Raw genomic sequence first — 8,833 nt, forward strand, 5'->3', positions numbered from 1 at the left:
GCCGAGCCCGGCGAATGGGCCGTCACCGGCTCGTTCCTGTTCTTCGATGCGGACGTGGAGGCCCTCGCGCCGAAGGCCCGGACGGCCTTCCGGTCCGGCTTCATCGGCGTCGCCTCCCTCGGCTTCTCGACCCTCGTGGTCGTCTCCGAGGCCAGCGACGACGAACGCGAGGAGGCCGTGGCGAGCCTCGCCCACCATATCCATGAGACGCTGGGCGCTCCCGACCGCGAGACCGCACTCGCGGCAGCGCGTGAGGAGATCGAGATCGCGGCGTCGCTGTGCCAACCTCCGATCGGCACGGTGATCGCCATGCACCGCACCAGCGAGGACGGAGAGATCCGCGAGAGCTTCCGGACGCTCAACGCCAAGCCGCCGGGGATGCCGGGAGCCGACAGGATGCATGCCCATTCCCGGGCTTTCACCTTCATCGAGACCGATGACGAGCCCGAGGAGGTCGCCGACCTGATCGGGCTCATGGAGAATCCCAAGCGATGACCGAGTTCTGGGTCTCCAGCGGCCATCACCTCGCCGGGCGCACGGAGGGCGGCGGGCTCGCCGTCACCGACGAACTGCTGCTCGCCTATCTCGCACGCCCCGAACTGGTGCCGCCGGAGGAGGCGTGCGAGGCGGAGCGCGACCTGCACCGGAGCCTGATGGACGCGCCCCGTCGCGTCATCACGCCCGGTGCTGTCGCCGCGATGGCCGATCCCGATGCCCGCGAGAACTGGGAGATGATGCTTGCATTTCGCGAGCGGCTGCTCGTGGCGCGCTCCGTGGAAGCGGCCTATCTCGACCTCGTCCGCAACGGCTTGCGCGGTACGCCGCCGATCTTCCTCAACCAGCTCGTCCATCTGATCCTGCGCAACGCGCTCGATGGTTGCGAGGACCCCTACGTACTGCGGGCCGGTGAGATTTTCTTCCGGCCGCAGAAGGTCTCGCTGACCGACGGGCGTGTGCTGCTGGCCGATGCCGAGGTGATCGAGGCGCGCGAGAGCGGCAACCGCGCCTCGCCGCTCGTAGCGATGCTGGGCCAGGAGCCGGCGAGCGAGCTCGACGTCATGGTCGACGACAATGCCTGGACCTACTGGAGCCGCTCGGACGCCTTCACGATGGCGCTCGATCTCGGCACCAACCCGAGGAGCCGGGACGGGCTCGCAAGGGCCATCGAGGCCTGGGTCGGCCATCTCCTCCACGTCGCCGTGACGGTGGTGCCGATCGAGACCATGGAGGATGCGGATTGGCGCTGGTTCGTCGGGCTCGACGCGGAAGCTACGCGGATCGGCAACGCCCTTTGGAACGGCGAGACGGTCGACGGCGAGACCGGGCGCCGCGTCCTTGCCCTGTTCAGCCTCACCTTCGCCGAGGGGGCCGACGTCGATCCTCGCATCGGCGACAAGCCGGTCTATCTGATCCTTGCGATGGCCGCCGATGGAAAGCTGCATGCCAAGCCGCAGAATCTCGTCGTCGGCCTGCCCCTGATACAGCCCACCGAGGTTCTGTGATGAAGAACGACGTCCGTCCGGAGACGATCGCGCCCGAGCATCACTTCGAGGTCGGCATCATCGTCGTGCGTCGCAAGCTCAAGGGGTTCTGGGCCAGCCATGCCTGGCTTCCGGTCGGTGCGCTCCCGGACATCCCCGCAGCCGCTCCCTGGACACGGCTCGCCGCGACCGAAGACGAGGAGACGTTCTACGCCGGCGCCTACGAGGTCGGCCTGCATCCCAGCGAGACCTCGCATTACCGCGACAACCTCGTCTCGGGTCGTCCTTCGCTCTGGGTCGCCCTGCGTCAGGTCGCCGAGGATTCTTACGAGGTGGCGGCGGTGACGGCCGACCCCTACGAGGGCGAATCCATGGCCGAGGGCATCGGCGAGATCGTCGAGGCGGTGCCGATGCCCGCCGAGATCCAGGCCAAGCTCGCGGCGTTCTTCGAGGCCTTCCACGTCGAACAGGTCTTCCACAAGCGCAAGCGCGACCGGGCCGATCCCGAAGCCCTGGCCCGACAGGATACCGGCCGGCGCCGCAGAGGAGATCAGTGATGGCCGGCGACGATTTCCTCTCACGGTGGTCGCGCCGCAAGCGCGAGGTGGTTCAGGCGGAGGTGCCCGAGGAGCAGGCCATACCGGCTCCGCAACCGGAAGAGGAGGCTCTTCCCGCAACGGTCGACGAGGACCGTCTCGAGGAGAAAGCGCTCGGCGACGAGGCGATCGCCGTGCTGCCATCGTTGGACTCCCTCACCGCCGAGACCGATCTGACGCAGTTCCTGAGGGCCGGCGTTCCTCAGGTCCTGCGCAACGCCGCCTTGCGCCGGATGTGGTCGATCGATCCCAGCATCCGGGACTACCTCAGCGAGGCGCGCGAGTACGCCTTCGACTGGCACATCCCCGGCGCGGTCCCCGGCACCGGCCCGATGCTGCCCACGGACGACATCGCCGGCATGGTCCGCGATATCTTCTCGGGGTCGAAGCCGCACGTCGGGGAGCTTCCGCTCGACGAGGCCGCGTCCGAAGACGCCAAAGTGGATACTCCTTCGCTCATACAGGCCGACGTGGCGGAGGAAGCTCGCATGCGAGAGCGTCCGGCGCAGGAACTCGAGGCGCCGGTCCTCCCAAGTGCCATCCCGCTCCCCGACGGTGATTCAGTTGGACAGGTCGCGTCGGAAACCAAGGCTACGATGAACGAACTGACCCGCGAGACGGCTCCTCGCGGCCGGATGCGGCGCCATGGCGGCGCCTTCCCGATTTGATCGGTTAAAAACTAGATTGCGGGTGTCTCAAACGAGATTTAAGGTGGGCCAACAAAGCGGGAGGCGTCGGCGTGTTCGGCCGATGCGTGAGGATGACGATGCGTTCGGTCGAGGCGGTCGAGGACAGGTTGGCGCCCATCATCCGCCAAGACTCCGCCTTGAGCATGCCGGTCGGTGAGGCTCCCATAATCGACGAGATCGATCGCCTGCGTGCCGGTCAATACGATTTGCTTGCCGTGCTTCTCGGTCGCTCCCCGTCACCGGACCTGCTCGCGAGCCTCGCGGAGCTGAAGGGGGACGGCAGCGCGATCGGGCTGGCGACGTCCGGCCTCGCGCAGGTGGCGGTCATGACCGACCTGCATTCGGTGCAGCGGGAATATTTCGATCTCTTCGTCGGTGTTGGGCGGGGCGAACTCGTTCCCTTCGCCTCCTACTATCTCACCGGCTTCCTCAACGAGCGCCCGCTGGCACGTCTTCGCGAAGACCTTCGTCAACTCGGCATCGAGGCGACCGGCGAGATGAGCGAACCCGAGGACCATGCGGCGATCATGTTGGAGACCATGGCGGGTCTGTGCTCCGGCCGCTTCGGGACGGAGGCGGGAGCCGACCGCCTGTTCTTCAACCGCCATCTCGAACCTTGGGCCGCCCGGTTCTTCCGCGACGTCGAACAGGCGCAAGCCTCACGTTTCTATCGCGCCGTGGGCACCCTCGGCGCCACTTTCATGGATATCGAAGCGGAGGCCTTCGGCCTCGACCGGGTCTCGTGACGGCGTCACGGGACGGTCGAGGTGTCGGTTCGATGCCAAGCGGAACGGATTTTGGAGCGACGGATATGTCGATGGATTCGGAACAGGACCGGAAGGATGGACTTGGCCGGCGCCAGTTCTTCCGCGCTTTGGGCGGCGGATCGGTAGCGGCTGCGGCGGCCGTCGTCGGCCAGCCGATGACCGCGACGCCGGCCCAGGCCTACGATCCCGGTAACGACGAGACCAAGGCTCGTTACCGCGAGAGCGACGAGGTCAAGGCGTTCTACCGGACCAACGGCTACGAGACATTGAAGAAGTAGAGGGCGCCATGCTGATCAAGCGACAGACTGGCGGCCAGGGCCGCGCACGACCCGAGATCCTTGAAAGCGCACCGTCCGCGGTCGACCGCCGGACCTTCCTGCGTCGGTCCGGGCTCGTCGCCGGCGGCCTCGCTGCGGCCGGGACGATTCAGCTCGGCGCCGTGCGCAAGGCGCAGGCCGCAGGATCCTCCGTGAGCGGACCCGAGGTCAGCATCAAGAAGAACATCTGCACCCACTGCTCGGTGGGTTGCACGGTGACGGCCGAGGTCGTCAACGGCGTCTGGGTCGGGCAGGAGCCGTCCTACGCCAGCCCGATCAACCGCGGCACCCACTGCGCCAAGGGCGCGGCGATCCGTGAGTTGGTGTCGAGCGACCGCCGCCTGAAATACCCGATGAAGATGGTCGGCGGCCAATGGACCCGGATCTCCTGGGACACGGCGATCGAGGAGATCGGCGACAAGATCATCGCACTGCGCGAGAAGCATGGTGCCGATTCCGTGTACTGGCTTGGCTCGGCCAAGTTCACCAACGAGGCAGCTTACAAGTTCCGGAAGCTCGGCGCCTTCTGGGGCACCAACTCCGTCGACCATCAGGCTCGCATCTGCCACTCGACCACGGTGGCGGGCGTCGCCAATACCTGGGGCTACGGCGCCCAGACCAATTCCTACAACGACATCCGCAATGCCAGGACCATGATCATCATGGGTGGCAATCCGGCCGAGGCGCACCCGGTGGCGCTCCAGCACGTGTTGTCAGGCAAGGAGATCAACCGCGCCAACATGATCGTCATCGATCCGCGCTTCACGCGGACGGCGGCGCACGCGACCGACTACGTGCGGATCCGCTCGGGCACCGACATCCCGGTGATCTGGGGCATCCTGTGGCACATCTTCCAGAACGGCTGGGAGGACAAGGAATTCATCGCCCAGCGCGTCTACGCCATGGAGGACGTCCGCAAGGAGGTCGAGAAATGGAACCCTGAGGAGGTCGAGCGGGTCTCCGGCGTGCCGGGCGAACAACTCAAGCGCGTCGCCAAGCTGTTCGCCACCGAGAAGCCCGCGACCCTGATCTGGTGCATGGGCGCCACCCAGCACACCGTCGGCACCGCCAACGTGCGGGCGTTCTGCATCCTGTGCCTGGCCACCGGCAACGTCGGTAAGCCAGGCACCGGCGCCAACATCTTCCGCGGCCACACCAACGTCCAGGGCGCCACCGACCTCGGCCTCGATGTCACGACGCTGCCGCTTTACTACGGCCTCGTCGAAGGCGGCTGGAAGCATTGGGCCCGCGTCTGGGACGTCCCCTACGAGTGGCTGCAATCCCGCTTCGACGAGGTGCCGGCAAAAGACGGTCGCAAGGCCAAGACGCGCAAGGAGAGCATGGAGACGCCGGGCATCACCTCGACCCGATGGTTCGATGGCGTGAACCTGCCCGAGGATCAGATCGACCAGCGCACCGGCATCAAGGCGATGATGGTGTTCGGTCACGGCGGCAACACCGTGACCCGCCTGCCCGAGGCCGTGAAGGGATTGGCCAAGCTCGATCTGCTGGTCGTCGCCGACCCGCATCCGACCACCTTCGCGGCGATGGATGCCCGCCACGAGAACACCTACCTCCTGCCGATCGCCACCTCCCTGGAGATGGACGGCTCGCGGACGGCCTCGAACCGGTCCCTGCAATGGGGCGAGCAGATCGTGAAGCCGGCCTTCGAGTCGAAGAACGACTACGAGGTGATGTACCTGCTGGCCAAGAAGCTCGGCTTCGCCGACCAGATGTTCAAGAACGTCAAGGTCGAGAACAACATCCCGGATGCGGAGGACATCCTGCGCGAGATCAACCGTGGTGGTTGGTCGACCGGCTATTGCGGCCAGAGCCCTGAGCGGCTCAAGGCGCATATGCGCAACCAGCACAAGTTCGACCTCGTGACGCTGCGCGCGCCCAAGGACGATCCCGAAGTCGGCGGCGACTATTACGGCCTGCCCTGGCCGTGCTGGGGCAAGCCCGAGATCCGGCATCCCGGCTCTCACCTGCTCTACAATACCAACCTTCACATCAAGGACGGCGGCGGCACCTTCCGCGCCCGCTTCGGTGTCGAGCGGAACGGCCAGACGCTGCTCGCCGAGAATTCCTTCGGCAAGGGGTCCGATCTCACCGATGGGTATCCCGAGTTCACGATGGCGGTGTTCAAGAAGCTCGGTTGGGACAAGGACCTGACGGCCGAGGAGATGGCCATCATCACCAAGATCGGCGGCGCCAACGTCGATGCGGTGAGCTGGGCCACGGACCTGTCCGGCGGCATCCAGCGGGTCTGCCTCGACCACGGCGTGACGCCCTACGGCAACGGCAAGGCCAGGGCCAACGCCTGGAACCTGCCCGACCCGGTACCGGTCCACCGCGAGCCGATCTACACGCCCCGGCCCGACCTCGTGGCCAAATACCCGACCCGGCCCGACGAGCGCCAGTTCCGCATCCCCAACGTCGGCTTCTCGGTGCAGAAGGCGGCGGTGGACAAGAACATCGCGAAGGACTTCCCGATCATCCTGACCTCGGGCCGCCTCGTCGAATACGAAGGCGGCGGCGAGGAAACCCGGTCGAACCCGTGGTTGGCCGAGCTCCAGCAGGACATGTTCGTCGAGGTGAATACCGGCGACGCGGCCGAGCGCGGCATCAAGGATGGGCAGTTCGTCTGGGTCTCGGGACCCGAGAACGGCGCCCAATCCAAGATGAAGGCGCTCGTCACCGACCGTGTCGGCAAGGGTGTCGCCTTCATGCCGTTCCACTTCTCGGGATGGTATCAGGGCACCGACATGCGGAAATTCTATCCCGCAGGGACCGATCCGGTCGTGCTCGGTGAGAGCTCGAACAACGGCACAACCTACGGCTTCGATCCTGTGACGGGCATGCAGGAAACGAAGTGTACCCTTTGTCAGATCCGGGCCGCGTAAGGAGAGACCCTGATGGCTCGCATGAAGTTCCTCTGCGACGCGGACCGTTGCATCGAATGCAACGCCTGCGTCACCGCGTGTAAGAACGAGCACGAGGTGCCCTGGGGCATCAACCGCCGTCGTGTCGTGACGCTCAATGACGGCAAGCCCGGCGAGCGCTCGGTGTCCATGGCGTGCATGCACTGCACAGACGCGCCATGCGCGGCCGTGTGCCCGGTGAACTGTTTCTACACCACGGCCGATGCCGTCGTTCTGCACTCGAAGGACATCTGCATCGGCTGCGGCTACTGCTTCTACGCCTGCCCGTTCGGCGCGCCGCAATATCCGAAGGTCGGCAACTTCGGATCGCGCGGCAAGATGGACAAGTGCACCTATTGCGCTGGTGGTCCCGAGGCCGATTTCTCGACGATCGAGTACGAGAAGTACGGCTCGAACCGCCTCGCGGAGGGTAAGCTGCCCCTCTGCGCCGAGATGTGCTCGACCAAGGCCCTGCTCGCCGGCGACGGCGAGATGATCGCCCAGATCTACAAGGAGCGGGTGGTCAAGCGCGGTTATGGCTCGGGTGCCTGGGGTTGGAAGACTGCCTACCGCGAGACCGTCGCGATCTGACCGGCTCGATACGCGATACCGCAAGCTCATTGTTGTAGGGGAACGCCGATGCGGCGGGGAATGACGCTCTTCAGGTCCATCGTCGTGGCCGCTGCCATCATGGCAGCGGCGCCCGCCATGGCGCAGCAGACGCGGGACGGTCTCAATCCCACCGGGACGAATCCGACCGCGGGCTCCGTGAACGAGGAGTTCCTGTTCAAGCAGGATCCCAAGATCGGCGGCCGGGTCTCGATCCCGGATCAGAGGTCGGCCAACCTGATCCAGCCGCAGGGGCGGGATTACCGCGCGTTCCGAGAGGGTTGGCTCCCTTGGATCGCCGGCCTCGCGGTGCTCGGTGCGATCGCCGCCCTGGCGCTGTTCTATTTCACCCGCGGCCGCATCCTGCTCGAGAAGGGGCCCGATACCGGTCGCAAGCTCCTGCGGTTCGGTAGCTTCGAGCGCTTCGCGCATTGGATGACGGCGACCTGCTTCATCCTCCTGTCGCTGTCTGGATTGAACTACATCTTCGGCAAGCGCCTGCTGATGCCTTTGATCGGTCCGGAGGCCTTCGGCGTGGTGGCGCAGTACGCCAAGTACAGCCACATCTACCTCGCGTGGCCGTTCATGCTCGGTATCGTCCTGATGTTCGTGCTCTGGCTCAAGGACAATATCCCGAGCCGGATCGACTGGGCCTGGATCAAGGCATACGGCGGCTTCATCGGCACGAAGCATCCGAGTGCCGGCCGCTTCAACGCGGGTCAGAAGCTCGTGTTCTGGATGGTGATCGGCTTCGGCGCCGCCATGAGCGTCACCGGTCTAATGATGATCTTCCCCTTTGCGCTGACCGACATCAACGGCATGCAGATCATGCAGGTGATCCACGCCCTGATCGGCGCGGCCTTCATCGCTGGCATCCTGGCGCACATCTATATCGGATCCCTCGGCATGGAGGGCGCCTACGACGCCATGGGCAGCGGCGAGGTCGATCTCGGCTGGGCCAAGCTTCATCACGACCTCTGGGTCGAGGAAGAGCTGTCGAAGTCCGGCAAGGGGACGCATCGTCCGAACCGGCCAGTGCCGGCGGAGTAATTCATGAGACGGGCGGCCGGCTGACGCAGCCGCCCCGATATCGGACGCGAACCGCCTCGGAGCTGGTTCATCGGGAGGTCGACCAAGATGAAAACCTTTGCCGTGGCCGTGATCGCCGCGATCGTGCTGGGCCTGACGGCAGCCTACGTGCTCGGAAACAACCAGACGCTGGCGTACGAGGCCTTCGCCACATCGGGCACTCGTGTGTCTCATCCCGGCACCAACCTCGTCGGGCCGAAATGGAACGGCGAGACCATCGCGCCGTCGGGTAAGCCGCACGGCGCCTGATCTGAGCCAACCCTGCCGGCGTTCCGTCAGGGTTGGACCTGGACACTGCCCGGCGCGGGCCCACCACCTCTATCGCGGCGGAGTCGGCAAGCCTTCCATAGGACATTCCTCG

10 protein-coding genes are annotated in these 8,833 nt (G+C 65.8%); all 10 read left to right on the forward strand.

The window, feature by feature from the left end; translation table 11 throughout:
* Positions 1 to 495, forward strand: a 495-nt coding sequence (locus tag ACFE7U_RS12410) for a DUF6505 family protein (RefSeq protein WP_375410035.1), incomplete at its 5' end; no start/stop codon positions are given.
* A complete protein-coding gene (locus ACFE7U_RS12415) occupies positions 492 to 1,502 on the forward strand; it encodes a DUF6352 family protein (protein ID WP_375410036.1) in 1,011 nt (336 codons plus the stop codon). The genes ACFE7U_RS12410 and ACFE7U_RS12415, both read left to right, overlap by 4 nt.
* The gene (locus ACFE7U_RS12420; protein WP_375410037.1) at positions 1,502 to 2,038 is read left to right on the forward strand and encodes a DUF3305 domain-containing protein; all 537 of its coding nucleotides are present in this window, start codon (positions 1,502 to 1,504) and stop codon (positions 2,036 to 2,038) included. The genes ACFE7U_RS12415 and ACFE7U_RS12420 overlap by 1 nt, the downstream gene beginning before the upstream one ends.
* Positions 2,038 to 2,745: a DUF3306 domain-containing protein gene (locus tag ACFE7U_RS12425; protein ID WP_375410038.1), complete on the forward strand. Its 708-nt coding sequence runs from the start codon at positions 2,038 to 2,040 to the stop codon at positions 2,743 to 2,745. The genes ACFE7U_RS12420 and ACFE7U_RS12425 overlap by 1 nt, the downstream gene beginning before the upstream one ends.
* A gap of 164 nt (positions 2,746 to 2,909) precedes the next feature.
* Positions 2,910 to 3,512 carry a molecular chaperone gene (locus tag ACFE7U_RS12430; protein ID WP_375410045.1) on the forward strand — a complete coding sequence of 201 codons (603 nt, stop codon included), beginning with the start codon at positions 2,910 to 2,912 and terminating at the stop codon, positions 3,510 to 3,512.
* Between the two features lie 71 nt (positions 3,513 to 3,583).
* Positions 3,584 to 3,811 (forward strand): formate dehydrogenase, encoded by a 228-nt coding sequence (locus ACFE7U_RS12435; protein WP_375410039.1) that lies wholly within the window; start codon positions 3,584 to 3,586, stop codon positions 3,809 to 3,811.
* A gap of 8 nt (positions 3,812 to 3,819) precedes the next feature.
* The gene (locus ACFE7U_RS12440; protein WP_375410040.1) at positions 3,820 to 6,756 is read left to right on the forward strand and encodes a formate dehydrogenase subunit alpha; all 2,937 of its coding nucleotides are present in this window, start codon (positions 3,820 to 3,822) and stop codon (positions 6,754 to 6,756) included.
* Positions 6,757 to 6,768: 12 nt separating this feature from the next.
* Entirely contained in the window at positions 6,769 to 7,365 is a 597-nt protein-coding gene (fdh3B, locus tag ACFE7U_RS12445) for a formate dehydrogenase FDH3 subunit beta (protein WP_375410041.1), read from the forward strand.
* Between the two features lie 48 nt (positions 7,366 to 7,413).
* Positions 7,414 to 8,433 carry a formate dehydrogenase subunit gamma gene (locus ACFE7U_RS12450; RefSeq protein WP_375410042.1) on the forward strand — a complete coding sequence of 340 codons (1,020 nt, stop codon included), beginning with the start codon at positions 7,414 to 7,416 and terminating at the stop codon, positions 8,431 to 8,433.
* Positions 8,434 to 8,520: 87 nt separating this feature from the next.
* Entirely contained in the window at positions 8,521 to 8,721 is a 201-nt protein-coding gene (locus ACFE7U_RS12455) for a hypothetical protein (protein WP_375410043.1), read from the forward strand.
* Positions 8,722 to 8,833: the final 112 nt, after the last annotated feature.

The sequence above is a fragment of the uncultured Methylobacterium sp. genome (genome assembly GCF_964251405.1).
Classification (GTDB): Bacteria; Pseudomonadota; Alphaproteobacteria; order Rhizobiales; family Beijerinckiaceae; genus Methylobacterium.

Excerpts from the sequence above, each read along its gene's own strand:
- ACFE7U_RS12415 (WP_375410036.1), top strand. The coding sequence starts at position 492 with ATGACCGAGTTCTGGGTCTCCAGCGGCCATCACCTCGCCGGGCGCACG.
- ACFE7U_RS12420 (WP_375410037.1), top strand. The coding sequence starts at position 1,502 with ATGAAGAACGACGTCCGTCCGGAGACGATCGCGCCCGAGCATCACTTC.
- ACFE7U_RS12425 (WP_375410038.1), top strand. The coding sequence starts at position 2,038 with ATGGCCGGCGACGATTTCCTCTCACGGTGGTCGCGCCGCAAGCGCGAG.
- ACFE7U_RS12430 (WP_375410045.1), top strand. The coding sequence starts at position 2,910 with ATGCCGGTCGGTGAGGCTCCCATAATCGACGAGATCGATCGCCTGCGT.
- ACFE7U_RS12435 (WP_375410039.1), top strand. The coding sequence starts at position 3,584 with ATGGATTCGGAACAGGACCGGAAGGATGGACTTGGCCGGCGCCAGTTC.
- ACFE7U_RS12440 (WP_375410040.1), top strand. The coding sequence starts at position 3,820 with ATGCTGATCAAGCGACAGACTGGCGGCCAGGGCCGCGCACGACCCGAG.
- fdh3B (WP_375410041.1), top strand. The coding sequence starts at position 6,769 with ATGGCTCGCATGAAGTTCCTCTGCGACGCGGACCGTTGCATCGAATGC.
- ACFE7U_RS12450 (WP_375410042.1), top strand. The coding sequence starts at position 7,414 with ATGCGGCGGGGAATGACGCTCTTCAGGTCCATCGTCGTGGCCGCTGCC.
- ACFE7U_RS12455 (WP_375410043.1), top strand. The coding sequence starts at position 8,521 with ATGAAAACCTTTGCCGTGGCCGTGATCGCCGCGATCGTGCTGGGCCTG.